This is a genomic window from Vreelandella sp. H-I2 (assembly GCF_052959335.1).
The window spans coordinates 754515-778824 of sequence record NZ_JBRAMC010000001.1; the positions used below are offsets into that span (position 1 = coordinate 754515).

The following is a 24310-nucleotide window of genomic DNA, read 5'->3' on the forward strand; positions in this document are numbered from 1 at the left end:
AACATCACAACACGAACGTCGACAAACGAATTTAGCAGACTAGGAGCCCGCCCGTGGTGGAGCTGAGAAGCGAAGAAGAGCAGCTAGACGCGGTAAAGCGCTGGTGGAAAGAGAACGGCATGTCGTTGATTGCAGGCGCAGTCCTGGCGGCGGCGGGGGTGTTCGGCTGGAATGCTTGGCAGAACTACCAGCAAGGTCAGGCCGAAGCCGCCTCCATGCGCTATCAACAATTGGTCAGCATTAGCACGGGCAATGAGCTTAGTGACGAACAGTTGGCCACTGCGCGGGAACTGGTTAGCGACATTACCGACGAACATGGCGATACGCTCTACGCTGAACTCGCCCTGCTACTTGATGCACGCCTGGCGGTTCAACAAGGCAACTTGGAAGGTGCGCGTACCGCACTGGAAAACGCTGCCGAATCGTCGCGACGCTATGTGCAAAGCCTTGCATGGCTGCGCCTGGCCCGTATAGAACTCACCGACGGTAATCCTACACAGGCACATGCGCTGCTAGACGAGCCGATCAGCGACGCATTAGCAGCCCAGCGTGCGAACGTGCGGGGCGATGCGTTTGCCGCCCAAGGCGATACTGATGCGGCCCGCGATGCCTGGGAAACCGCCTTGGAAGTGTCTCAAACCCAAGACCAGCCGCTTTACGGCGTACAGTTCAAGCTTGACGATCTCGGCGCTGAGGAGGCGACACAATGACTTTAGGTATCCCAACGAAACAGCTGATACGGGTAAGCTTAGGCGCACTGACGCTGGCTCTATTGGCCGGTTGTGCCAGCAAAGGCGAGTCGGCCTATTCGCCTAAAGAATTGCGCAGCTTCGACGAGACCTCTTCACTAGACACTCAGTGGGATCGCAAGGTGGGTGAAGGCCTGGGTCACGCTCGCTACCCTATTGCACCAGCACGTGAAGGTGACACCGTATTTGCAGCGGGCGTTGAAGGCGTGGTGATGGCCATGAATGCTGATAGTGGCGACGTTGAGTGGAAAATCGATCTGGATACGACTATCTCCAGCGCGCTCACCGCAGTTGCAGGCCAGGTTTACCTAGCCACTGGTAACGGCGAAGTGATCGCATTGGATCAACGTGACGGCAGCGAAGAATGGCGCTCACGGGTTTCCAGCGAAGTGCTTGCCGCGCCCCAGGCCAACCAGCAACTGTTGGTCGTGCAAAGTGTCGATGGCCGTGTGACTGCCTTGGATCGTGCCAGCGGCGAAGAGCGTTGGGTATACACCAGTTCGCAGCCGTCACTCACCCTGCGCGGCACCGGCACGCCGATGGTCATTGACCCGGTCAGCTTTGTCGGCCTAGCCAATGGCCGCCTGGCCACGCTGGATAACCGTAGCGGCCAGCCGCTATGGGAAATGCAGGTTGCCACACCGCGCGGACGTAGCGAAGTAGAGCGCTTGGTTGATCTTTCCGGCCAGCCGATCATTAGCCCTGATGGCCGTCTGTTTGTGACCAGCTATAACGGCCGTGTGGTAGCGCTGGAAGCGACCCAAGGCGACGTGCTTTGGGAAGCGGATCTCTCCAGCCGCCATACCCCGATTCTGGTCGGCGACTTCCTGTTCGTTGTCACCGATGACAGCCAGGTTGTTGCACTGGATGCCAACAATGGCCGCGAAATTTGGCGTAATGACGAACTTCAAGACCGTTGGTTAACGGCACCCGCCTTTGCCGATGGCCGTTTAGTCTTCGGCGATTTTGAAGGTTATGTTCACCTGATCGACGCTCGCGAAGGCGATATCGTGGGTCGCACTCGCGTGCATAGCTCGGGCATCACCGTACGCCCGGTCACTGACGGCAGCACCATTCATGTCCAGGCCAACAATGGTCGCCTGGAAACCCTGGAAGTAACTCCATGACACCCGTCATTGCTTTAGTCGGTCGACCCAATGTGGGCAAATCGACGTTGTTTAACCGCCTAACGCGCTCGCGTGACGCCCTGGTGGCCGACTTTCCTGGCCTCACCCGCGATCGTAAGTACGGCAACGGCATGCTGGGCGATAAGGTCTATACCGTGATCGATACCGGCGGTATCAGCGGTGACGAAGAGGGCATCGACGCGGCCATGGCTGAGCAGTCTCTCGCTGCCATTGATGAAGCCGATATTGTGCTGTTTATGGTCGACGCACGCGCCGGCCTCATCGCCGCAGACCAGGCGATTGCGAACCACCTACGCGTTAATCAGAAAAAGACCTGGCTGGTGGTGAATAAAACCGACGGGCTGGAAGAACATTCGGCGATGGGCGATTTTTGGTCGCTGGGGTTAGGCGACCCCTGGCCGATTGCTGCCGCCCACGGACGCAACGTTTCTACCCTGATGGATGTAGTGCTCGAACCGTTTCCCGAACGTGATGCCAGCATCCCTGCCGACACCGGTAGCAAAGGCATTCGCATCGGCGTGATTGGTCGCCCCAATGTGGGCAAATCGACCCTCGTTAATCGCCTGCTGGGTGAAGATCGGGTGGTGGTCTTTGATGAAGCAGGCACGACGCGCGATGCCATTGAGATTCCCTTTGAGCGACGCGGCAAGCCCTATGTGCTGATTGATACCGCGGGTATCCGGCGCCGCAAGAACGTGCGCGAAATCGCCGAAAAATTTTCCATTATCAAAACCCTGGATGCGATTAAAGAGTCGCATGTAGTGATCATGGTACTGGATGGTTCCAGCGGCTTGGTGGAGCAGGATCTGCACCTGCTCGACTACGTGCTGACCACAGGGCGCGCGCTGGTGCTTGCGGTCAATAAGTGGGATGGGCTGGAGACCGAAGCCAAAGACAAGATGCGCACCGAGGTTAAGCGCCGCCTGGGCTTTGCAGATTACGCCGAGCTGCACTTTATCTCTGCTTTGCATGGTACCGCGGTAGGCGATCTCTACCCGTCGATTGACCGCGCCTTTGATGCGGCCAACGCACACTGGTCGACTAACCGCCTCACCACGCTGCTGCAGGATGCGGTCAGCCAAAACCCGCCTCCCATGGTACACGGGCGGCGGATTAAACTACGCATGGCCCACCAGGGCGGCAGCAATCCACCGATTATTGTCGTCCACGGCAATCAAACCGAAGCGCTGCCAGAAGCCTACCGTCGCTATCTGACCAATACGTTCCGTAAAGTATTAAAAGTGCGCGGCACACCGATACGTTTTGAGTTCCGCTCAGGCAGTAACCCGTTCGATAACATGGCGGGTGCCAGCGATAAAGAGAAGGCTAAAAAGCGCGAGCTTAACCGCACCAAAGAGGCGCGCAAGAGCCGTCGCTAAGTCGCACATCACGTTTTCTTCTTTTACGCCCGTTTGCAACGTCAGACGGGCGTTTTTGTAAGCGACCTAACGAGCTTCATTAGCGATTAATTTTTCTTGACAGTGGGTGGTTTCGGCACTCAAATAGCGGCGTTTTAACGGTCCTACCACACTTTTCCTACCAAATATTAACACCACGTTTGCCCTACTGCTGTGCTACCTGTGCACGCCGTAGGGGGAGATATCTTATGCTTTATGCTGCTCGCCGCTGGCTAATCCTACTGGGCGTTGCCAGTCTGTTAACTGGCTGCCTCGCCCTACCCCAAACCGGCCTATTTGCTTTTCGCTTAGCCGTTACCTCCCTGGGCATTGAAGATGTGCGAATCGGCCCTTACAGCGTTAACGCTGGCTTGGATACTAGCGATTTAACCAGCCTGATTGCTTCCAGCCTAGGCGCAGGCAGCCTGCCTGTGCAGGCCACTATTGCCATGGGTTTGGGGCTGCCCGCAGGCATGCCACCGGTAGAGATGTCAGGTTTTCGCTGGTCACTGGATATGCCCGGCGTTGACCCTGTGCAGGGGCATTATAAGCAGGACGTTACGCTAACCTCCGGCAACGATGCCAACTTACGCTTACCCGTCGCCTTCGACGTGCTGACCACCGGCCCCCAACGCATGACGCCGATGCTGGAGCTTGCCAGCCAGCTAGCAACGCAGGGCGAACTGCCGGCCGGTAGTGAGCTGGCCATTACCCCTGGAGATCTACGTGGCTTGGGCATGAAACTCCCATCTGGGCTACTGACGCCCAAGATTCGCCTAAACGTAGGCGCTGACGGGCAGTTAGTTCCGCAGCACTAAGGGCTACTCAGGTCAGCATCCATGTCATCCTCCAGGTGGGTTATGATGGGGGATTGATTTACTGCTACCAGCGGTTATCTTGTGTGCAGGAAAACCATTCGTCTATAAGGAAACCATCTCATGCGCTGGCTTCGTCCCCTCGCTGTTACTGCTCTATGTGCTTCTATCGCCGCTTGTACTACCTCGCCCACCGGGCGCTCACAGCTGTTGCTGCTCTCAGACAGCGAGCTGAATCAGATGGGCCGTCAGGCGTTCACTCAATACCAGCAGGAACTTCCCAGCGCTGGTCAGGCTAGTCAGCGCTATGTCCAGTGCATTGCGGATGCCATCGTGGCGGAACTTCCCGCCGAGCAGCAGCAGTTAGACTGGCAAATCCGCGTATTTGAATCCGAGCAGCCCAACGCGTTCGCGCTTCCCGGCGGCTATATGGGTGTGAATACCGGCATGCTGGATATTGCCACTAACCAAGACCAGCTCGCCTCGGTCATAGGCCACGAGATTGGTCACGTACTGGCGAACCATGCCAATGAGCGCGCCTCTACCGAAAGTGCCACCTCACTTGGCCTATCGGTAATTTCCAGCACCTCCGGCATGCAGTCCGCCGGTGGCCAGCAGCTGATGGGGGTGCTTGGCATGGGCGCGCAGTACGGTATCGTCCTACCCTTCTCGCGCGCCCATGAGAGCGAAGCCGATGTGATTGGGCTGGATCTGATGGCACAAGCTGGCTTCAATCCCCGTGAGAGCGTCACCCTATGGGAAAATATGCAGGCAGCGACAGGCGGCGGTGCACCCCCCGAGTGGATGTCGACCCACCCTGGTCAAGGCCAACGCATTCAAGGCCTGCAGGGCAATATGGATCAAGCGCTTGCCCTGTATGAGCAGGCTCGCAGCAATGGTCATACCCCCAACTGCCCACGCCCGTAAGGCTCACGTTGTGGTCTGACGGCGTCAGGCTCTTGAGGTTTAAATGATTAAATTAGGGTTACTATTGCTGGTGCTGCCGCTGTTTGTGCTGATGGGCGTTTATTTCTGGGAGTTGAACGATGTGCGCGCCTGTCAATTGGATGGCGGATATTGGGATTATGTCGCGCATGTTTGTAGGGACACGCCACAGCCGTTTGTTTCTTGGCTGGAGCGCTCACCGCTACTCGTCAATGGCGGCATGCTGCTCTCGGTGGTTGGCCTAGCAATGTGCATGGTGGGGTTATACGTAAAACGCGCTAATTGAAGCGTTTTTAGTATCTGTATCATGACAGCGGGGTCGGATAAGTCATCCGACCCCGCTTTCTTTTGCGGCGTTATTGAGTTCGCTTATTGATAATTAAGCGATTGGCGTAATATTTCGCGCACAGGAGCTGTTTCCGGACGCACGTTGCGCCATAGGAAAAACGACTCAGCGGCTTGCTCTACCAACATGCCTAAGCCATCAAGCAGCTTCGCGCCACGTGGTCCCGCCCATTGTAAGAACACCGTCGGTTCGGCCCCGTACATCATGTCGTAAGCCCAGGCATGCGGCGGAAATACTGTGTCTGGTAGGGGCAGCAGCTCCCCGGCGAGACTGGCGCTAGTGCCGTTAATTACTACATCAAAAGTACCGTTCAGGGCATCAAAACCGCCGCCACTAATCCGCCCCAGATCGGCAAAATCACTGACCAACTGCTCGGCTTTGGCAGCGGTACGGTTCACCACGACGATTTCGCTTGGCTGTTCGGTAAGCAGGGGTTCCAAAATGCCCCGTACGGCCCCGCCCGCTCCCACGACTAAAAGTCGTTTTCCGGCTAACGCAACACGGTGATAGGTCAAATCGCGTACTAGGCCTACCCCATCGGTGTTATCGCCATAGGTACGTCCATTGCCACCCAGAATCAGCGTATTCACCGCGCCCGCCCGGCGAGCACGATGGCTCAGAGTATCGCACAGCGCCAAAGCGTCTCCTTTGAATGGCACGGTGACGTTGGCACCGCGTCCGCCCGCATCGACAAACGCACGCCATGCATCCGCAAAGCCATCCAACGGCGTCTCTTCGGCGGTGTACTCAAACGCCTGCTGGGTTTGGTGGGCAAACTCAGCGTGGATCAGCGGCGACTTGGAGTGATTGATCGGGTTGCCAAACACACAGTAACGATCGGTCATAGCGCTTCTCCGCTAATGCTTAACGTTGCATCGCCAGCGGCTTCATCGAGCCATTCACGAGGTTGTAAGAAATCCTGCAAACGCGCTTCAGCGCTACCAGGCATCGGCTCGAAGGCATACTCCCAGCGCGCGAGTGGCGGCATCGACATCAAGATAGATTCGGTGCGTCCACCGCTCTGCAGGCCAAACAGCGTGCCGCGGTCCCATACCAGATTAAATTCGACGTAGCGGCCACGGCGATAGAGCTGAAAATCGCGTTCTTGATTGTTCCACGCATCATTCTTGCGGCGCTTAACGATGGGCAAATAAGCGTCTAGAAAACTGTCGCCCACCGCACGCTGAAAGGCAAAACATTCTGCAAAGCTACCTTCGTTCAAATCGTCGAAAAACAGCCCACCCACACCGCGCGTTTCATCGCGGTGCTTAAGGTAGAAGTACTCGTCGCACCAGGCTTTATAACGCGGGTAAACCTCATCACCAAACGGATCACAGGCGGCTTTTGCTACACGGTGCCAGTGCACTACATCTTCCATCACAGGGTAAAATGGCGTTAAGTCAAAACCGCCGCCAAACCACCAGACCGGCGGCTCGCCAGCTTTCTCAGCAATAAAAAAGCGAACATTGCCATGGCTGGTGGGCACATGCGGATTCTCCGGGTGCAATACCCAGGAAACACCCACCGCGTGGAAGCTGCGCCCGGTCAGTTCTGGGCGCGCGGCAGTGGCCGAAGGCGGCAGTTGGGCGCCATAGACGTGGGAAAAGTTGACGCCGCCTTTTTCAAACACCCCACCATTGGTCATTACTCGCGAGCGACCGCCGCCGCCTTCTTCACGCTCCCAGCTATCCTCTTGGAACCGAGCAGCGCCATCCGCCTCGGTCAATCCAGCGCAAAGCCGTTCCTGTAGATCAAGAAGGTAGTGTTTAACGTCATCGAGGTGCTCGTGGGCCACGGTAACTCCTGGGTGGTGAATAGTGAATGAGAGTAGTAAGTGGTGGGCAGTAAGTGGTGAATAGTTAATTAATGGCGCACTGCTTAAGGTCGCATGATTTTGCCAGTGGCTAAATCTCTAATGGTGCTAGGTTTGGCATTGCCGCCAAGGTCGCCTTTCACCACATAGGCCACTTCATCGCCAAAGATTTTAGTGATCTCAGTGGCGCTCATAGCCGGTGGCTCCCCCGAACGGTTGGCTGAGGTCGACACCAGCGGGCCACCAAACGCTTCGCATAGGGCTTTCATCAGCGGATGGTCGGTCACTCGCAGCGCCACGCGCTCATGGGCACCTCGTACCAGACCATGGCTGCGTCCATTGTCAGGCACTAACCACGTGTTAGGACCCGGCCAACTGGCAGCCAAAGGCGCATGCATCGCGAGCGGAAGTTGGCTCAACCAGGGTAGGAACTGCTCGATACTGGCGGCAACGAGAATGACCCCTTTTGCTGGGTCGCGTTCTTTTATGCGCATTAAGTGGGCTAGGGCTTCATCGTTTTCGGGGTCACAGCTCAGCCCCCAAACCGCTTCGGTAGGGCAGGCAATCACTCCCCCGGCACGCAGCGCGCGAATCGCAGGGGCTAGATCAGTCGCCAAACTCATGGTCTCTCCTTACGGCAACATGCCTTTAATGGTTTTATCCTATCATGGCCGCGGCAGCCGCACCCAGCCTCCCGCCTGCTGGCTGACCCAACCGTCTAACTCAAGCATCAGTAGCCGCTGCTGGCAGTCGCTGACCGTCACGCCGGTGGCATGCACCAATAGGTCAATAGGCGTCGGCGTGGCCGACAGAGACGCTAACAAGTCATCAGGCAGGGTTTCGGGAAGCGACTCGGGAAGTGGCTCTTGATTAGAAGGTCTTTCTACACCGGCCGATACACCTTGCTTCGCGTCGTCATCGGGCGGAATAAATGCCTCTGCCCAGTGGCCGAGGTCAGCGATGATATCGTCGACACCACAGGCCAGATGAGCACTTCCCTGGCGTAATAGTGCTAAGCATCCACGTGCTTGCACATTGTGCAGTGAACCGGGCAGTACAAACAGTTCGCGATTTTGCTCTAGCGTGAGCCGCGCACTCACCAGCGAGCCGCTTTTTTCGGTGGCTTCAACCACCAGTGTGCCGAGTGAAAGACCGGTAACAATTCTATTCCGCCGCGGAAAAAACGCTGGGCGGGCCACAGTGCCAGGCGGATGCTCCGATAATACTAGGCCACCGGGCAGGCGACTAAGCTGTTCGTGAAGGTCACGGTGGGAGGCGGGGTAGATCACATCCACGCCGCAACCCAGTACGGCAATAGTGCTTCCACCGGCATTCAGGGCTGCGCGTTGGGCAACACCGTCAATCCCCAATGCCATACCGCTGACCACACACCAGCCGCGGCGGGCCAGGTCGCGCGCAAACGCTTGCGCGTTATGTGTGCCCTCGCCTGTCGGGCGGCGGGTGCCCACCATAGCAAGCTTGGGGCCTTCCAGTGCGCCAAGATCCCCCTGCGCCCAGAGTACTACCGGCGGGTCGGGTAATTCATTGAGCAGTGCAGGCCAAGCGGGGTGGTCACGATGCAGTATGTGCCGACTTGGGGCGCTCTGCTGCCATGCCAAGGTCTCATCAATAACGTTTTGCAGCGGGCTGCGTGCGGGGTGCTCAAGCCATAGGCGCAATTCGCTGGCCGCACGGCTAGGCAGTGCGGCCAACCAACCTGCCGGCCACTGTGGTTGGCGGGCCAACAACTGCGCGATACGCAGTGCCCCCATACCCGGCAGCGCATTGACCACCAGCCACTCATGGGCGTCCATATATCCTCCTTATAAACCCATTTTTTGCCGCCCGCTAGTCAGCCGATGACATCACCTGGTCACCCACTTCCAACACGTGCGATGCCTGCATCACCAAGGCGTAACTGACGTGATCATAGGGTTTAAACACCATCACAAAGCCCGCTTCAGTGTTGGGCAGTTGAACCAACTCCTGAGTACGAGGATCGTTGATCAACTCCCCTTGCTGTTTCACTTGCAGCACATGGCCCGGCTGCAAGCCATCCAGAGTGCCACGATCGAGCGTAACGATCTGAAAGCGCCCAATAAAGCGCACGCCACCCGGTACGGCAATAATCCGCCCTTCTATAGCACTTAACGGTGCACGGGGTATTAATTCTGTGCTCAGCTCGTGGTCTTCCAGCGGCAATACGATATCGTTAACGCGCACTTCCTGGTGAGAACTCTCTACCTCAAGCTGAACAATATCGCCTTCACTACTAACATGCCGAGCAGCGCCCACTTTGATTAATTCGTTACCAAGCGGTGTGCCTTCCAGCGTTTGATAGGCCTCCGATTGCCGGTAGATGCCCAACTGGCCATGACGCGGCACGTCACCTCGTGCGTAAAGCTGATCCCCCGCACCACTAATCAAGCGACGATCATCTCCCGCGATGACATAAGCCAACGCTTGCAACGCCTCGGCGTTGTCGACCACACGGTGTTCGCGTAGAAAGGCCCGCGCTATCTCCATAGGGATCGGCTCAACCGCTTCCCCATGCGGCAAGGTGCGCACCTGTGGCGAGAGTTTCACCACGTTTTGCTCTCGCTCCCACGCAGTTGCATCAGCGCTTACCAGCATGACGATAGTCAGCAGTAATGCGCCAAAACCGTCACGATAGGCGTGTTGTTTAGCCGCCATCCTGCTTTCCCCTATTCGCTGATTAAATACGATGAATAAATGCGCTGTTAAAGATGCTCATTGAAGACAGCCCCTATCGGGCGCCCATGCCCAGAAACGTTGACAGCATGATATAGTGACCCATCATAAAGTACCTAGGTTAGAAGACGCTCGTCACTGCCTAGCTTGACTTAATTTAGACTCAGCATAACGGTGATTGTAACGCCATGGCCAAACTTCCTATTCTTGAATTCCCCGATGAGCGCCTGCGCACCAAGGCAGCTGCGGTGGAAACCGTCGATGATGAAGTGCGTAAACTCGTCGACGATATGCTGGAGACCATGTATGACGCCCGTGGTATCGGTCTAGCGGCAACGCAGATTGATGTTCATCGGCGTGTTGTCGTCATGGATGTTAGCGATGATAACTCCCAGCCGCTGGTGCTCATCAATCCACGTTACACCCCGGTTGGCGACGAAAAAGAGCCGCTTTCAGAAGGCTGTCTGTCGATTCCCGAGTACTACGCCGAAGTGCCACGCTATCTTAAAGTGCAGCTCAATGCGTTGGACCGTAATGGCGATGCCTACGAGCTAGAGGCAGATGGCCTGCTGGCACACTGTATTCAACATGAGTACGACCACCTTGAAGGCGTGCTATTTGTTGATTATTTATCGCCGCTTAAGCGTGACCGTATCCGCAAGAAGATGCAAAAACGCCATAAGCAGAGCCAGGACGCTTAGCCCGCTTTCCTACTTACATGTCAGATACGTCAGGTAGCCCTCAACTTATGTCACGATTGCGCGTTGTTTTTGCCGGCACGCCTGAATTCGCCGCTTCTAGTCTTGCAACGCTGCTGCAAAGCCAGCATGAGGTGGTCGCGGTTTATACTCAGCCCGACCGCCCCGCCGGGCGCGGTCGCAAACTTTCGCCCAGCCCGGTCAAACAGCTGGCTTTAGAGCACGGCCTGCCTGTTTATCAGCCCCAGACGCTAAAAGCGCCTGCTGAGCAAGCCGAACTGGCCGCACTCAATGCCGATATTATGGTCGTCGTCGCCTATGGGCTGCTGCTCCCCCAGGCCGTGTTAGACATACCACGACTAGGCTGTGTGAACGTGCATGCTTCGCTGTTGCCCCGTTGGCGCGGCGCTGCCCCCATTCAGCGAGCGATTGAAGCGGGTGATAGCGTCTCGGGCGTCACCATCATGCAGATGGATGCTGGCTTGGATACCGGTGCGATGCTCTCAGAAGTACGAACGCCGATTACGCCACGTACTACCGGTGGTGATTTGCATGACCGACTCGCCATTCAAGGCGCCAATGCGCTGATCAATACGCTGGATGCGCTGACCACTGATTCCGCCCATGCGACACCTCAACCTGATGAAGGCGTCACCTATGCCGCCAAGCTCAGCAAGGCGGAAGCCGAGCTCGACTTTCATCAACCTGCGCAGCAACTTGCCAACAAAATTCGCGCCTTCAATCCCTGGCCAGTTGCCTGGTGCGCGCTAGGCGAAGATCGTCTGCGACTGCTAATGGCTAGCGTGGAAGAAGGCGAGCACACGACGCCTAACGCGCCTGGTACCTTGCTCGACCATGGCGACGATCACCTGCGGATTGCCTGCGGCACCGATGGCCGCGAGGTACTTTGTGTGACCAGCGCGCAGCTGCCCGGCGGTAAAGCCATGGCTGTGCGTGACTTACTGAATGCGCGTCACGCGCGCCTTGCCACGGGCACTCAACTTGGCGCTTGTCTTGACACTCGTCTTGGTGCTCGTCTTGAAAATTCTGCAGCTCAGGTCAGCGAAGGAGACACACCATGAGCCAAAAACGCCCCCCTCAAAGCGGCGGTAGTGGCCAGGAAGTACGCGCCGCCGCTGCGCGCGCGTTGGCCCCCGTGCTCAGCGACCAAGGCTCACTGGCAGGGTTGGATGAACATAGCGTAGTTGCCCGTGACCGCGGGCTGCTAAAAGAGCTCTGCTTTGGCACCTGCCGCCGTTTACCCCGCCTGGAAGCCTTAGCGGGTGTGCTGCTCAAGCAACCGTTTAAAAAGCGCGATAGCGATGTGCAGGCACTGCTCTTGGTGGGTATTTACCAACTTCTTTATATGCGCATCCCCGCCCATGCGGCGGTCGGTGAAACGGCGGGTGCTGCCCGACTCCTGGGCAAAGAGTGGGCCACTCGCGTACTCAATGGCTGCCTGCGACGTCTACAGCGCGAATCCGAGTCACTTCAGGCTCAGGTAGATAAGGATGAGAGCGTGGCGTTAGAGCATCCGCCATGGCTACTCAACGCGTTACGCCAGGCATGGCCCGAACAGTGGCGCGCTATTATTGAAGCCAATAATCATCCTGGTCCGATGACATTAAGGGTCAATCAGCGCTACAACGACCGTGAAGCCTACCTGTCGTTGCTGACCGAACAGGGATTGGATGGCCACTTGTGCCCTCACGCCCCCGACGCCATCACCTTGGAAACACCCTGCGATGTCACGGTGCTGCCCGGCTTTGAAGAGGGCCATGTCAGCGTTCAAGATGAGGCAGCACAGCTATCGGCAGTGCTGCTGGGCCCCGTACTTGCACCACGGCCAGGCGCGCACGTATTGGATGCTTGCTGCGCGCCTGGCGGTAAAACCGCCCATTTACTCGAGCAGTTTGATATTAATCTTACCGCGATTGATAGCGATAACCAGCGCCTGGCGCGGGTGGAAGATACCCTTAGCAGGTTAGGCGTTGAAGCGGTGCTCGAACACGCCGATGCAACCGAACGCGACTGGTGGAGCGGCACACCGTTCGACGCCATTTTGCTCGATGCACCTTGCTCGGGTACCGGCGTCATTCGGCGCCACCCTGATATCAAAAAACTACGTCGTAAAGACGATATCCGCCCGCTCGCCAAGCTTCAGCGTCAGTTATTAGATAACCTGTGGCCGATGCTGCGCGAAGGCGGCACCCTGCTCTACGCCACCTGCTCGGTGCTGCCGGAAGAAAACGGTGAACAGATTGAGGCGTTTCTTGCCCGCACCCCAGACGCACACATCACGACGCCTAACGACGTTGCCTGGGGTATAAACAGCGGTGCGGGACGCCAGCTGTTTCCAGCGCAAAACAGTCACGATGGCTTTTTTTATGCCAGACTAGAGAAGCGGTCTGTCTAGGCACTAGCTGATGCCTTGGCAGTGAATTTATGACGAAGAAGGAGACACTATGAGTCATCACACTTATAAACACGTAGAACTGACCGGTTCCTCCGAGAAGGGTATTGAAGAAGCAGTACAGAACGCATTAGCCAAAGCATCCCAGACTATCCAGCACATGCGCTGGGTGGAAGTGGTCGACACGCGCGGTCATATTGAAGATGGCCAAGTTGCGCACTGGCAGGTCACTGTCAAAGTTGGCTTCACGTTAGAGTAATCCTCACCTGCTTTTTGGCGGTGGCTGGTTTACACTGGCCGCCGTCTTTATTGCAGCGCATGATAGACGTTCCTGACCGACCGATTACGTCTTGAACGTCAGGACAGAGTCTTAAGGCCTCCTTCCGGTCTTACCGACATCGCGCTGGCGCTTTTAATGGAACCGATGCTTAGCAATGAAAATCATCATTCTCGGCGCCGGCCAGGTCGGCGGCACCCTGGCAGAACACCTCGCCCGCGAGGAAAACGACATTACTGTCGTTGATACTGACGCCAAAAAACTGCGTGACCTACACACCAAACTCGATATCCGTACCGTGACCGGGGCGGGTTCTTACCCCATTGTGCTGCGCCAGGCAGGCTGCGAAGACGCCGATATGTTGATCGCCGTCACCAACAGCGACGAGATCAATATGATCGCCTGTCAGGTCGCCCACACGCTGTTTCGGACCCCGACCAAAATTGCCCGCGTGCGCGCCACGGCGTACCTAACCCGCAAAGGGCTGTTCGCCCACGAAGCGATTCCTATTGATGTATTGATCAGCCCCGAGCAGGTGGTCACCGACCACGTGCGCCGTTTGATCGAACACCCCGGTGCCTTGCAGGTATTGGAGTTTGCTGGGGGATTGGTGCAACTGGTAGCGGTAAAAGCATTTTATGGCGGCCCGCTGGTGGGCCAGGATTTGGCTTTTCTACGTCGCCATATGCCCAACGTGGATACCCGCGTGGCGGCTATTTACCGCCGCAGCAGGCCCATTATTCCCCGCGGCGATACGGTCATCGAGGCTGACGACGAAGTGTTTTTCCTCGCTGCCCGTCGGGATATTCGTGCGGTAATGAGTGAACTGCGCCGGGTCGAGCGGGACTTTCGCCGGGTGGTGATTGCCGGGGGCGGCAATATCGGTGAGCGGTTGGCGGAACATCTGGAGCATAGCCACCAGGTCAAGATCATCGAGCATAACCTGGAGCGCTGCACCACGCTGTCCGAGCGGTTGGACCGCACCGTGGTGCTCCACGGCAGCGCCACCAGCAAACGTCTGTTGGAAGAAGAGAATATCGAAGAGTGCGATATTTTTTGCGCGCTGACCAACGACGACGAGGTCAATATTATGTCGTCACTGCTGGCCAAGCGGTTAGGCGCCAAGAAGGTGCTGACGCTAATCAACAACGCCGCTTACGTCGATTTGGTACAAGGCGGTGAAATCGATATCGCCATCTCGCCCCAGCAGGCCACTATCGGCAGCCTACTCACCCACGTGCGCCGCGGTGACATCGTTAACGTCCACTCGCTGCGCCGGGGCGCTGCCGAAGCCATTGAAGCCATCGCCCACGGCGACAAGCAGTCCTCCAAAGTGGTGGGGCGCACCATTGGCGAGATCGATCTCCCCGAAGGCACCACCATCGGCGCCATTGTGCGCGGCAAAGAGGTCATCATCGCCCACGGCAACGTGAGGGTAGAGAGTGGCGACCATGTGATTCTGTTTGTGATCGACAAGCGTCGCATCCGCGATGTCGAGCGACTGTTCCAAGTCGGTCTTACGTTCTTTTGATAACCCCCGAACCCCTGCCACCGGCAGTTAATAACAGGAGCATGCGACAACCATGAGTCTGCGGGTTATTTTGCGCATTTTGGGGCTGCTGCTGATGCTTTTCAGCCTGACCATGCTCCCCCCAACGCTGATCTCTCTCTGGTTTCGCGATGGCGTCTGGAGTGCTTACATCAGCGGCATCGCTATTTCGGTGGCGACCGGGCTGCTGCTCTACCTACCCAATCGACGTTCGCAAAAAGAACTGCGTATCCGCGATGGTTTTATTATTGCCGCCATGTTCTGGACGGTGCTGGCGCTGTTTGGCTCGCTGCCTCTGATGCTCTTCGGTGAAAGCTCGCTGGGAATTACCGATGCCGTCTTTGAGTCGTTTTCCGGCCTGACCACCACTGGCGCCACCGTGATTACCGGTATCGACTTTCTACCCGAGTCCATTCTCTACTACCGTCAGCAGCTCCAGTGGCTGGGCGGGATGGGTATTGTCGTGTTGGCGGTCGCCATTTTGCCCACCCTGGGGGTCGGCGGCATGGCGCTTTATCGCACCGAGATACCCGGCCCTCTCAAAGACTCAAAGCTTACGCCACGCATCACCGAAACCGCCAAAGCACTCTGGTATATCTACGCCACGCTTACTTTCGCCTGTATGGTGGCTTATATGTTGGCGGGCATGAGCTGGTTTGATGCGTTAAGCCATAGTTTTTCAACGGTGGCTATCGGCGGTTTCTCCACTTACGACGCCAGTATTGGCTACTTTGATAGCGCCACGATTGAACTCATCTGTGTCACTTTCATGCTGATTTCAGCATTCAGTTTTAGCCTTCATTTTATCGCTTGGCGTGAAAAAAGCCTGGTGCACTATTTCCTCGACCCCGAAGCGCGCTTTTTGATGCTATTTCTGCTCGCCTTGGCCACGGTGACAGTGATTTCGCTGTGGTTAACCGACACCTACGATACCCTGCGCGGTTTACGACACGGGGTTTTCCAGGTCGTTTCGGTCGCCACCACAGCGGGCTTTAGTGTCGCCGACTTCTCCCTGTGGCCAGGGGCCCTGCCCTTTTTGCTGTTTGTTGCCGCTTTTGTGGGTGGCTGCTCCGGGTCGACCGGCGGCGGTATGAAAGTCATACGGATTATTTTGATTCTTAAGCAGGGAATGCGTGAAATCATGCGACTGATCCACCCCAACGCCGTCATTGCGGTCAAAGTGGGCAAAGTCAGCGTTCCCGATAGTATTGCCCAAGCGGTATGGGGGTTCTTTTCAGTTTATGTGCTGCTGTTCTTTTTAATGCTGGTGGGCGTGATGGCGACCGGGGTGGATCAGGTAACCGCGTGGTCCACGGTTGGGTCAGCGCTCAACAACCTAGGCCCAGCGCTGGGAGAAGCCAGCACCCATTATGGTGACATGCCCACTCTAGCGAAATGGATTTTGGTCCTCGCCATGCTGCTCGGTCGCCTGGAAATTTTTACGGTACTCGTGCTGTTCACACCCGCTTTCTGGCGGCGATAAACAGAACATTGCAGACCACTTATTGATTTTGAGAGCCCTCAATGTCCCACGAAGAAACATCTCACGAAGAAACGTCTCACCAAAAGACGGAGCCGATGGCCGAAACGCCGAGCGCGTTACCGACGACCAGCGGGCCATTAAAAACGTTCACTGTCGGCGAAACCCACTACACCCTGCTGGGCACAGCCCATGTGTCGGCGGAAAGCGCAGAGGATGTGCGTAAACTGATAGATAGCGGTGCCTTTGATGCAGTAGCCATTGAGCTCTGCGACGCTCGTCACCACAGCATGTCCAACCCCGACGCCATGGGCGAACAGGATCTGTTCCAGGTATTTAAAGAAGGCAAAGCGGGCATGGTGGCGGCGAGCCTGGCGCTCGGCGCGTTTCAACAGCGGATCGCCGATCAATCCGGCATTCAACCGGGGGCTGAAATGCGTGCCGCCGTAGAGGAAGCCAGTCGGCGGCAACTACCGCTGTTGCTAGTCGACCGCGATGTAGGCGTGACGCTGAAACGCATCTACAGCAACGTGCCGTGGTGGCAGCGCTTCTCGCTTTTTTCAGGCCTGATAGGTAGTGTGCTTTCCCGCCAGGATGTTTCCAAAGAGGATATCGAAAAGCTCAAAGAGGGCGATATGCTGGAAGCAACCTTCAGTGAGTTTGCCGCCGAATCGGAAGCACTTTATACCCCACTGATTCGCGAGCGCGATCGCTATATGGCTCTCCGTTTAGCCGAAGAGGCGCCGCCGGGACGCTACCAGCACGTACTGGTGGTGATCGGTGCGGGCCACCTAAAAGGCACCGGCGAACACTTGGAAGCACCGCTGCCCGCCGACCCTAAAGTAGAGCGCGAATCGCTGGAAGCCACGCCGCCGCCGTCCAAGCTCTGGAAAGCGATGCCGTGGCTGATTACAGCGCTCGTGCTCACTGGCTTTGCAATTGGTTTCTCGCGTAATACCGACCTTGGCTGGCAGCTGGTACTTGAGTGGTTCTTGATTAACGGTATTCTTTCGGGTGGGGCGACGATTATCGCGTTGGCGCATCCTGTGACAGTGGTTGCCACCTTCTTTGCCGCTCCACTAACGTCGCTAAACCCCACCATCGGCGCTGGTTTTGTGGCCGCGGGAGTTGAGCTTTATATGCGCAAACCCAAAGTGCGCGATTTTTCATCGCTGCGCCACGATGTCACGCAGCTAAAAGGCTGGTGGCAAAATCGCGTATCCCGCACTTTGTTAGTGTTTATTCTTGCCACGCTAGGCTCTGCTGTGGGCACCTGGGTAGCTGGGTTCAGAATCGCTGGCGCGCTGTTTGGCGGCTAGGCGTCGCATCGTTGCAGTAGGCGGGTCGATTTTATGATGCAATCGGCTCGCCGCGTAGCTATCGTTAAACACCTCAAAATAATTATCCAACACATCCGCAGCAACCGTATCCCCGCCCTGACGCAGCAGCTCTATAGCTACTTCTGCAGTACATAAATGCGCTTTTGACGCCGGCTTGCGCAACCGATAGCGGGTTTCCCGCTCGGTGCGCAGTGGCAGCACCGGTAACGCATCAAGGTAAGGGCTTTTGCGGAACATACGCCGCGCCTGACGCCAGGTGCCGTCCAAAATGATAAACACCGGAATACGCGCCTCATGCTTTACGGCGTGCACCACCTCTATATCCACCACACGATCTGCGTAATCGGGCTGATCATCGGGGAAGATCACAAAGGGCGCATAGCGCGGGTCTCCCAACAGCGCAGCCAATTGAGCATCCGGCGCCGTGCGGTACCAGGTAAATACCTGCGTGGTCGGCAGCACATCGCGAATCAAGCGCCCGGTATTAGTCGGTTTGTAATGCTCCAACGGATGCGTCAATAACCATACCTGGGCGACACTTTCCGCCTTCACTTGATACGGGCACAAGCAGTTCAGTATAGGAAGCTGACAGTTATCGCAGCGCGTGACAAAACTGCCACGCGCTTTGAATTCGCGCCGCGGAAGTAACGGATGCTCGGCGGCACCATCTCCAGAAGAGCGGTCTTTAACAGAACGGTCTTTAACAGAGCTATCAAAGGCAGACATCCGCGCTCCATAGGGTTGGCTAACCAAGAGAAGAAAGGGCGCAGAGTATAAATGAGTGCGCCGTCTTTTGACGAATGTTTCCAACGCCACTGTAAACCCAAAAAAACTTCCACGTTGACACCTAAAGTGCAACGCCGCTAAAGTCTCGGCACTGCCTCGTCAACTATTAAAGTTAAGAAGGTTTACATCATGACCGTGCCCCGCGAGCAATTTCACGAACAGCGCCAGCAACAAGGCTTTCAGCAGCGCCACGACTGGACGCTAGACGAGATCAATGCGCTTTTCGCGCTGCCGTTCAACGATCTGCTGTTCAAAGCCCAGCAAGTTCACCGCGCCCATTTTGATGCTAACGCGGTACAAATCTCCACCCTGCTGTCGATTAAAACCGGCGCCTGCCCAGAGGACTGCAAGTATTGCCCTCAGTCGGGCCACTACAACACCCAGCTGGAAAAAGAGAAGCTGCTGGAAATCGAAAAAGTCGTCGAGCAAGCCAGGGCCGCCAAAGAAGCAGGCGCCAGCCGTTTTTGCATGGGCGCGGCGTGGCGCAGCCCGCGTGACAAGGATTTACTGCTGGTCGAAGAGATGGTGCGTCAGGTGAAAGCGGTGGGCCTGGAAACCTGTATGACGCTGGGAATGGTGGACGGCGAACAAGCCAGTAGATTGGCCACAGCGGGGCTCGATTACTACAACCATAACCTGGATACCTCACCGGATTACTACGGTGAGATCATCACCACTCGCACCTATAGCGACCGCTTGGAAACGCTCTCCAACGTGCGCGCTGCGGGCATGAAAGTGTGCTCTGGGGGCATTCTTGGCATGGGCGAAGATGCTCAGGATCGAAGTGCCCTGCTTCAACAACTGGCCAAACTGACCCCGCACCCTGAATCCGTACCGATCAACATGCTGGTCAAAGTCCCCGGTACACCGCTCGAAAACGTCGAAGACCTAGACCCCATCGAATTCATCCGTGCCATCGCCGTGGCCCGTATCATGATGCCGCAAAGCCACGTGCGACTTTCCGCTGGCCGCGAGCAAATGAGCGAATCAACCCAGGCTCTGGCGTTTTTGGCGGGCGCCAACTCAATCTTTTACGGCGATAAGCTGCTAACCACAGGTAACCCTCAGGCAGATCGTGACCGCGCCCTGTTTGCCAAGCTGGGCCTGCACCCTGAGAAGCGCGAAACCTGCGAAAGCGAAGCTACCCAAGCGGCACGCCTTGCCCAACAGGCACAGCAGCAGGTGCACGCCGAAAGAGTTGCCGAGCTGGCGGTAGACGCCAGTGTCTGACGCGTGGCAACAGCGCTTGGCAGATGCCCGCGCTAATAGCCAACAAACACAGCGCTGGCGGACTCGGCAGGTAGCCAAAAGCAACACCCTTGACTTTGCCGGTAACGACTACCTGGGTCTTTCCCAGGACCCCCGCGTATGCGAGGCCCAGGCGGCGGGCGCTCACCGTTACGGTGCGGGTGCTGGCGCTTCGCATTTGGTCAGTGGCCATCTGGAGGTTCACGACGCCTTGGAAGAAGCATTAGCGCGCTGGACAGGCCGTGAACGCGCGCTGCTGTTCTCCACCGGCTATATGGCCAATATCGGCGTGCTGCAAGCGTTGGCGGATCGCCATACGGCTATTTTCCAGGATCGACTCAACCACGCCTCGCTCATCGATGGCGCGCCCCTTAGTGGTGCCCGCTCGCGGCGCTTTCATCACCGTGATACAGACGACCTGGAAAGCCTGCTTTCGCGCAGTGAGTCCACTCATAAACTCGTCGTCAGCGATGGCGTGTTTAGCATGGATGGCGATATCGCTGACATCGAAACCTTAGTCACCGCCGCGCGACGCCACAATGCCTGGTTAATGGTCGATGATGCCCATGGCATAGGCGTGCTTGGCGACAACGGCAGCGGCTGCGTGGGCAGCAATTGGGGCAGCGTTGACGTGCCGATTTTAGTCGGCACATTGGGCAAAGCGTTAGGCACCGCTGGGGCCTTTGTGGCCGGAGATGCCGAGTTAATCGATCATCTGACTCAGTTTTCGCGCAGCTATGTGTATACCACCGCCCAGCCACCGGCAATTGCTGCCGCTACGCTAAAAGCGCTGGCGATCGTTCAGGAAGAACCTGAACACCGCACTCGACTCAACGCCAACATCGCTTACTTTCGCCGAGAGGCGCTGGGCTTAGGGCTGCCGCTTAGCACCTCGGCAACGCCCATCCAGCCGCTAATATTAGGCGATGAAGCACGCACTCTGGGCTGGGCGATGCGGCTACAACAGCAGGGCCTACTCGTCGGCGCCATTCGTCCGCCCACAGTGCCTAATGGCAAAGCAAGGCTGCGTATCACGTTAAGTGCTCGTCACACCTGCAGCAACATTGACCATTTGCTGGAAAGTTTAAAGCGCTGCCAGCGCGAGGAGGCAACGTGCCTCGTCAACGCTTAGTGCTGCTTTCAGGCTGGGGAGTCGGCCAGCGTATTTGGCAGCCGCTTGAGGCGCACTGGCCCACCTGCCTAGCTGCCCAGACGGTAGAGTGGCCCGGCTACGGCGATACGCCGCCGCTTGCGGCCGACGCGACGCTGCAAGAGCTGGCAGACGCCATGGCGGAGCCGTTAGCCAGCGATGGGGTCTGGGTCGGCTGGTCACTGGGCGGGCTACTGGCGACAGCGCTACTGGCGCATCTGCCCCCTCCGCGCGGACTGATTCTACTCGGGGCCAGCGATGCTTTCTGCGTCAAGGGGCAGACCAGCGCCCATGGGGGCGTCACTCGCGCCGAGCTGAACGCCTTCCAACACGCCTTTCAGCGCGACCCCGCCGCGACCTGGCAGCACTTCTTGCGCTGGCAGGCACAAGGTGAGCCCAGCCCTCGGCAGGCTTACCGGCAACTGCGTGATCGGCTGGGCGATATGCCGCCTGCCGATAACACCACGCTCACGATGGGCCTGCAGTGGTTAGCGTCGCTTGATAATCGCTCACGCTTAGCAGCGCCGCCTTGCCCGGTTGTGCGTCTTATTGGCGAACATGATCCACTAATCGCCCCTACCCAGCGCAGCAATAGCGTAACCCTAAGCGATGTCGGCCACTGCCCCATGCTCTCACAACCCCAGACACTCGCCGCTGAAATTGCCCGTTATGTCGCCCCAATGACTAACGCCAACACGGCGGTTTTATGAGTGATCTAACGCTGAAAAGCGAAGCTAACTGGCAGGCGCGAGTCGCCCACGCTTTCTCCCGGGCCGCTCCTCGCTACGATGCACTCGCCACGGCCCAGCGCCAGATAGGTCAACGGCTTTGGAATGCGCTACCACCGGTTGCTCGCTACGTGTTGGATATAGGCTGCGGCACCGGCTTCTGGACACAGCGGTTGGCTAAACGTTACCCACGCGCTCAGATCACCGGGTTAGATTTAGCGCCCGGCATGTTGGAACAGGCGCGCCAGCACCACGGTGAAAGCATTTATTGGCAACCGGGCGACGCTGCGGCCCTGCCGTTTGGTAAGCATGCATTTGATCTGGTGTTTTCCAACTTGGCAGTCCAATGGTGTCGCGATATTGGCGCGGTGATGGAGGAGCTTTACCGGGTTCTCTCTCCTGGAGGGCAGGCGCATATCACCACGCTGCTGCCCGGCACTCTGGAGGAGATCGCCTTTGCCTGGCAGCGCCCCGAGGCGCTGCTGCAAACGCCTGTTCGCGCCAGCGTCGGGAAGGCCATAGGTGAAAGCGGCTTAACCATCGCCCGCCAGGCGGCCACCGTTGAGCGCTTTTATTACCCTGATTTGAAGGCGGTGATGGCATCTATCAAAGGTGTCGGCGCCCAGATTGCCCGGCCACAGGCCAGTCTTAGCCGAAATGACATCGCCGCCGCACAAGCGCGATTTGAACAACTCCGCCAGCCGGAAGGCCTACCCGTGAGCTATCACTGCTTAACGCTGCAATTGGAAAAATCGCTATGAACGTCTGGTTTGTAACGGGCACCGATACCGATGCGGGTAAAACCCTGGTGACCAGCGCGCTACTATATGCCGCCCGCCAACAGCAGTTGAGCACGCTGGGCTTAAAACCCATCGCGTCCGGCAGCGAGCGTACTTCACAAGGACTACGCAATGGTGATGCGCTTGCCCTGCAACAGCAGAGCAAGCCTCCGGTGAACTACGCCACGGTTAACCCCATCACCTTTGAGCCCGCGATTGCGCCCCATTTAGCCGCGCTGGAAGCCGGCCAACCACTTAAGGTTGGTTCCCTCTCCCGCTTGTTGCACGACACACTTAGCCAAACACCCAGAGATATCACCCTGATTGAAGGCGCCGGTGGTTGGCGCGTGCCGTTAAACGACCAGGAAGACTTTGCCGACCTGGCGAAGGCGCTTGAACTGCCGGTAATCCTGGTCGTTGGCTTAAAGCTGGGCTGCTTAAATCATGCCTGCTTAACCGCCGAAGCCATTCGCGCCGACGGCCTGGTGATGGCAGGCTGGGCGGGCAGTGTGGTTGACCCCGCCTTTGCCGCCGACGCTGATCGTTTTGAGGCCAATATTGCCCATCTAAACGCCAAACTGGCAGCCCCCTGCTTGGGCATTATTCCGCACCTTGATCGCCCCAACGCCATCACTGCCGCACGCTATCTCTCCCTGGAGCCGTTATGAAAACGTCTGTTTGGCATCCTTATGCACATTTAAAAACCCAGACACCCGCGCCTAAGGTAGTGGGCGGTGACGGCGCGCACTTTGTACTAGAAAGCGGAGAACGCCTGCTGGATGCCACTTGTTCCTGGTGGTGCATGATCCACGGCTACGGCCACCCGCGCTTAGTGTCGGCTATTCGCGAACAGGCGGGCGAGCTTTGCCATGTCATGCTCGGCGGTTTAACGCATGAACCCGCCGACCGGTTGGCCCGTGAACTGGTACGCATTACCCCAGCCGGGCTGAACCACGTCTTCTATTCGGATAGCGGCTCGGTGGGCATGGAAGTGGCGATGAAAATGGCCCTCCAGTACCAGGTACTCACCGGCCACCCCGGCAAGCAAAAGATGCTCTCCCTGATGAAGGCCTACCACGGCGACACCACCGGCTGCATGGCGGTATGCGACCCGGAAGAGGGCATGCACAGTTTGTTCGCCAGCCTGTTACCCCAACACTATTTTGCTCCAGCCCCCACGGCGCCTTTCGACGCCACGGCTGAACAAGTCGAGTGGGACCTTAGTGCGCTGCGTAGCGTACTTGAGCGTCACCATGATGAGATCGCCGCGCTTCTAATGGAACCGCTGCTACAAGCCGCTGGCGGGCTCAACATGACCTCGCCCGCCTATATTACTGGCGCCAGGGAACTGTGCGATGAGTTTGGCGTGCTGTTGATTTTCGATGAGGTAGCCACCGGCTTTGGCCGCACCGGCAAACTGTTTGCCGCCGACCACGCAGGCGTCACACCGGATATTATGGTGCTCTCTAAAGGCCTGACCGGCGGCTATTTGGGTCACGCTGCAACGCTCGCCACGGATCGCGTCCATAACGCCTTTATCGGCGACACTCCCCAGCACGCTTTTATGCACGGGCCTACCTTTATGGGCAACCCGTTGGCCTGTCGCGTGGCGTTGGAGAGTCTGCGCGTCTTCGAGGAAGAGAATTACCTGGGAAAGATTGCCACGCTCAGCCAGCAGTTGCAGCGAGAGCTACTCGAAGACCAGGCGCTGAACGCCCACCCTGCCGTGGCCGACGTTCGCGTACTTGGTGCTACCGCTGTGATCGAAGCGCACTCCGCTGAAGCGTTAACGGGTATAGGCGACTTCGCCCGCGAGCGCGGCGTTTGGCTGCGCCCCATTGGGCGCTGGCTGTATACCATGCCTGCCTACATCACCTCTGAAGCGGAAATCACGCAGATTACCCATGTAATGAAGGCATGGTTTCTTGAGTAACAAT

Annotated in this window: 25 protein-coding genes; 19 read left to right on the plus strand and 6 right to left on the minus strand. The window is 57.4% G+C overall.

Going from position 1 to position 24310, the window contains the following annotated elements:
- Positions 1–53: 53 nt before the first annotated feature.
- From ACUVOF_RS03605 to ACUVOF_RS03630, 6 genes are all read left to right on the plus strand, one after another.
- On the plus strand, positions 54–710 hold the full coding sequence (locus ACUVOF_RS03605; protein ID WP_447043059.1) for a YfgM family protein: 657 nt from the start codon (positions 54–56) through the stop codon (positions 708–710).
- Entirely contained in the window at positions 707–1876 is a 1170-nt protein-coding gene (gene bamB / locus ACUVOF_RS03610; protein WP_447043060.1) for an outer membrane protein assembly factor BamB, read from the plus strand. The genes ACUVOF_RS03605 and bamB overlap by 4 nt, the downstream gene beginning before the upstream one ends.
- Positions 1873–3276, plus strand: a complete 1404-nt coding sequence (der, locus tag ACUVOF_RS03615; RefSeq protein ID WP_113268604.1) for a ribosome biogenesis GTPase Der — start codon at positions 1873–1875, stop codon at positions 3274–3276. Before bamB ends, der begins: the two co-directional genes overlap by 4 nt.
- Positions 3277–3503: 227 nt before the next feature.
- Positions 3504–4112, plus strand: a complete 609-nt coding sequence (locus ACUVOF_RS03620) for a hypothetical protein (protein WP_447043061.1) — start codon at positions 3504–3506, stop codon at positions 4110–4112.
- A gap of 120 nt (positions 4113–4232) precedes the next feature.
- Complete coding sequence (locus ACUVOF_RS03625; RefSeq protein ID WP_447043062.1) at positions 4233–5036, plus strand: M48 family metallopeptidase; 804 nt, start codon at positions 4233–4235, stop codon at positions 5034–5036.
- Between the two features lie 43 nt (positions 5037–5079).
- The gene (locus ACUVOF_RS03630) at positions 5080–5340 is read left to right on the plus strand and encodes a hypothetical protein (protein ID WP_113268601.1); all 261 of its coding nucleotides are present in this window, start codon (positions 5080–5082) and stop codon (positions 5338–5340) included.
- An 83-nt stretch (positions 5341–5423) separates the two neighbouring features.
- On the opposite strand, the gene aroE is transcribed toward ACUVOF_RS03630, so the two are convergent.
- The 5 genes from aroE to ACUVOF_RS03655 all read right to left on the minus strand — a co-directional run bounded on the left by aroE (position 5424) and on the right by ACUVOF_RS03655 (position 9907).
- On the minus strand, positions 5424–6245 hold the full coding sequence (aroE, locus tag ACUVOF_RS03635; protein ID WP_447043063.1) for a shikimate dehydrogenase: 822 nt from the start codon (positions 6243–6245) through the stop codon (positions 5424–5426).
- A complete protein-coding gene (hemF, locus tag ACUVOF_RS03640) occupies positions 6242–7195 on the minus strand; it encodes an oxygen-dependent coproporphyrinogen oxidase (RefSeq protein WP_447043064.1) in 954 nt (317 codons plus the stop codon). The genes aroE and hemF overlap by 4 nt, the downstream gene beginning before the upstream one ends.
- 83 nt (positions 7196–7278) lie before the next feature.
- Positions 7279–7836 (minus strand): L-threonylcarbamoyladenylate synthase, encoded by a 558-nt coding sequence (locus tag ACUVOF_RS03645; protein WP_447043065.1) that lies wholly within the window; start codon positions 7834–7836, stop codon positions 7279–7281.
- A gap of 42 nt (positions 7837–7878) precedes the next feature.
- Complete coding sequence (dprA, locus tag ACUVOF_RS03650; protein WP_447043066.1) at positions 7879–9027, minus strand: DNA-processing protein DprA; 1149 nt, start codon at positions 9025–9027, stop codon at positions 7879–7881.
- A gap of 34 nt (positions 9028–9061) precedes the next feature.
- Complete coding sequence (locus ACUVOF_RS03655) at positions 9062–9907, minus strand: peptidoglycan-binding protein (RefSeq protein WP_447043067.1); 846 nt, start codon at positions 9905–9907, stop codon at positions 9062–9064.
- Between the two features lie 206 nt (positions 9908–10113).
- On the opposite strand from ACUVOF_RS03655, the gene def reads away from it, so the two are divergent.
- The 7 genes from def to ACUVOF_RS03690 all read left to right on the plus strand — a co-directional run bounded on the left by def (position 10114) and on the right by ACUVOF_RS03690 (position 17661).
- The gene (gene def, locus ACUVOF_RS03660) at positions 10114–10626 is read left to right on the plus strand and encodes a peptide deformylase (RefSeq protein WP_447043068.1); all 513 of its coding nucleotides are present in this window, start codon (positions 10114–10116) and stop codon (positions 10624–10626) included.
- Positions 10627–10673: 47 nt separating this feature from the next.
- Entirely contained in the window at positions 10674–11705 is a 1032-nt protein-coding gene (fmt, locus tag ACUVOF_RS03665) for a methionyl-tRNA formyltransferase (protein ID WP_447043069.1), read from the plus strand.
- Complete coding sequence (rsmB, locus tag ACUVOF_RS03670) at positions 11702–13039, plus strand: 16S rRNA (cytosine(967)-C(5))-methyltransferase RsmB (protein ID WP_447043070.1); 1338 nt, start codon at positions 11702–11704, stop codon at positions 13037–13039. Before fmt ends, rsmB begins: the two co-directional genes overlap by 4 nt.
- A gap of 49 nt (positions 13040–13088) precedes the next feature.
- On the plus strand, positions 13089–13295 hold the full coding sequence (locus ACUVOF_RS03675; protein ID WP_447043071.1) for a dodecin: 207 nt from the start codon (positions 13089–13091) through the stop codon (positions 13293–13295).
- 175 nt (positions 13296–13470) lie between these two features.
- Positions 13471–14844 (plus strand): Trk system potassium transporter TrkA, encoded by a 1374-nt coding sequence (trkA, locus tag ACUVOF_RS03680; RefSeq protein WP_447043072.1) that lies wholly within the window; start codon positions 13471–13473, stop codon positions 14842–14844.
- A 52-nt stretch (positions 14845–14896) separates the two neighbouring features.
- Positions 14897–16345, plus strand: coding sequence for a TrkH family potassium uptake protein (locus ACUVOF_RS03685; RefSeq protein ID WP_447043073.1), 1449 nt, complete (start codon positions 14897–14899; stop codon positions 16343–16345).
- Positions 16346–16440: 95 nt separating this feature from the next.
- On the plus strand, positions 16441–17661 hold the full coding sequence (locus ACUVOF_RS03690) for a TraB/GumN family protein (protein ID WP_447043231.1): 1221 nt from the start codon (positions 16441–16443) through the stop codon (positions 17659–17661).
- On the opposite strand, the gene ACUVOF_RS03695 is transcribed toward ACUVOF_RS03690, so the two are convergent.
- Positions 17596–18408 carry a tRNA-uridine aminocarboxypropyltransferase gene (locus tag ACUVOF_RS03695; protein WP_447043074.1) on the minus strand — a complete coding sequence of 271 codons (813 nt, stop codon included), beginning with the start codon at positions 18406–18408 and terminating at the stop codon, positions 17596–17598. The two genes, ACUVOF_RS03690 and ACUVOF_RS03695, sit on opposite strands and share 66 nt — an antisense overlap.
- Before the next feature lie 189 nt (positions 18409–18597).
- On the opposite strand from ACUVOF_RS03695, the gene bioB reads away from it, so the two are divergent.
- From bioB to bioA, 6 genes are read left to right on the plus strand one after another with little or no spacing between them, the layout of a single operon-like run.
- The gene (bioB, locus tag ACUVOF_RS03700) at positions 18598–19698 is read left to right on the plus strand and encodes a biotin synthase BioB (RefSeq protein WP_447043075.1); all 1101 of its coding nucleotides are present in this window, start codon (positions 18598–18600) and stop codon (positions 19696–19698) included.
- The gene (bioF, locus tag ACUVOF_RS03705) at positions 19691–20848 is read left to right on the plus strand and encodes an 8-amino-7-oxononanoate synthase (RefSeq protein ID WP_447043076.1); all 1158 of its coding nucleotides are present in this window, start codon (positions 19691–19693) and stop codon (positions 20846–20848) included. The genes bioB and bioF overlap by 8 nt, the downstream gene beginning before the upstream one ends.
- The gene (locus tag ACUVOF_RS03710) at positions 20830–21576 is read left to right on the plus strand and encodes an alpha/beta fold hydrolase (RefSeq protein WP_447043077.1); all 747 of its coding nucleotides are present in this window, start codon (positions 20830–20832) and stop codon (positions 21574–21576) included. The genes bioF and ACUVOF_RS03710 overlap by 19 nt, the downstream gene beginning before the upstream one ends.
- The gene (locus ACUVOF_RS03715; protein WP_447043078.1) at positions 21573–22355 is read left to right on the plus strand and encodes a methyltransferase domain-containing protein; all 783 of its coding nucleotides are present in this window, start codon (positions 21573–21575) and stop codon (positions 22353–22355) included. The genes ACUVOF_RS03710 and ACUVOF_RS03715 overlap by 4 nt, the downstream gene beginning before the upstream one ends.
- A complete protein-coding gene (gene bioD, locus ACUVOF_RS03720) occupies positions 22352–23041 on the plus strand; it encodes a dethiobiotin synthase (RefSeq protein WP_447043079.1) in 690 nt (229 codons plus the stop codon). The genes ACUVOF_RS03715 and bioD overlap by 4 nt, the downstream gene beginning before the upstream one ends.
- Positions 23038–24306, plus strand: coding sequence for an adenosylmethionine--8-amino-7-oxononanoate transaminase (bioA, locus tag ACUVOF_RS03725; protein ID WP_447043080.1), 1269 nt, complete (start codon positions 23038–23040; stop codon positions 24304–24306). Before bioD ends, bioA begins: the two co-directional genes overlap by 4 nt.
- The last annotated feature ends 4 nt before the right edge of the window (positions 24307–24310 follow it).

Bases quoted from the DNA above. Each gene is read 5' to 3' on its own strand.
- ACUVOF_RS03685 (WP_447043073.1), top strand. From the start codon at position 14,897: ATGAGTCTGCGGGTTATTTTGCGCATTTTGGGGCTGCTGCTGATGCTT.
- bioD (WP_447043079.1), top strand. From the start codon at position 22,352: ATGAACGTCTGGTTTGTAACGGGCACCGATACCGATGCGGGTAAAACC.
- dprA (WP_447043066.1), bottom strand. From the start codon at position 9,027: ATGGACGCCCATGAGTGGCTGGTGGTCAATGCGCTGCCGGGTATGGGG.
- bioB (WP_447043075.1), top strand. From the start codon at position 18,598: ATGACCGTGCCCCGCGAGCAATTTCACGAACAGCGCCAGCAACAAGGC.
- ACUVOF_RS03645 (WP_447043065.1), bottom strand. From the start codon at position 7,836: ATGAGTTTGGCGACTGATCTAGCCCCTGCGATTCGCGCGCTGCGTGCC.
- ACUVOF_RS03625 (WP_447043062.1), top strand. From the start codon at position 4,233: ATGCGCTGGCTTCGTCCCCTCGCTGTTACTGCTCTATGTGCTTCTATC.
- trkA (WP_447043072.1), top strand. From the start codon at position 13,471: ATGAAAATCATCATTCTCGGCGCCGGCCAGGTCGGCGGCACCCTGGCA.
- der (WP_113268604.1), top strand. From the start codon at position 1,873: ATGACACCCGTCATTGCTTTAGTCGGTCGACCCAATGTGGGCAAATCG.
- bamB (WP_447043060.1), top strand. From the start codon at position 707: ATGACTTTAGGTATCCCAACGAAACAGCTGATACGGGTAAGCTTAGGC.
- ACUVOF_RS03690 (WP_447043231.1), top strand. From the start codon at position 16,441: ATGGCCGAAACGCCGAGCGCGTTACCGACGACCAGCGGGCCATTAAAA.
- ACUVOF_RS03655 (WP_447043067.1), bottom strand. From the start codon at position 9,907: ATGGCGGCTAAACAACACGCCTATCGTGACGGTTTTGGCGCATTACTG.
- ACUVOF_RS03675 (WP_447043071.1), top strand. From the start codon at position 13,089: ATGAGTCATCACACTTATAAACACGTAGAACTGACCGGTTCCTCCGAG.
- def (WP_447043068.1), top strand. From the start codon at position 10,114: ATGGCCAAACTTCCTATTCTTGAATTCCCCGATGAGCGCCTGCGCACC.
- fmt (WP_447043069.1), top strand. From the start codon at position 10,674: ATGTCACGATTGCGCGTTGTTTTTGCCGGCACGCCTGAATTCGCCGCT.
- ACUVOF_RS03630 (WP_113268601.1), top strand. From the start codon at position 5,080: ATGATTAAATTAGGGTTACTATTGCTGGTGCTGCCGCTGTTTGTGCTG.
- aroE (WP_447043063.1), bottom strand. From the start codon at position 6,245: ATGACCGATCGTTACTGTGTGTTTGGCAACCCGATCAATCACTCCAAG.
- ACUVOF_RS03695 (WP_447043074.1), bottom strand. From the start codon at position 18,408: ATGTCTGCCTTTGATAGCTCTGTTAAAGACCGTTCTGTTAAAGACCGC.
- bioA (WP_447043080.1), top strand. From the start codon at position 23,038: ATGAAAACGTCTGTTTGGCATCCTTATGCACATTTAAAAACCCAGACA.
- ACUVOF_RS03715 (WP_447043078.1), top strand. From the start codon at position 21,573: ATGAGTGATCTAACGCTGAAAAGCGAAGCTAACTGGCAGGCGCGAGTC.
- rsmB (WP_447043070.1), top strand. From the start codon at position 11,702: ATGAGCCAAAAACGCCCCCCTCAAAGCGGCGGTAGTGGCCAGGAAGTA.
- ACUVOF_RS03620 (WP_447043061.1), top strand. From the start codon at position 3,504: ATGCTTTATGCTGCTCGCCGCTGGCTAATCCTACTGGGCGTTGCCAGT.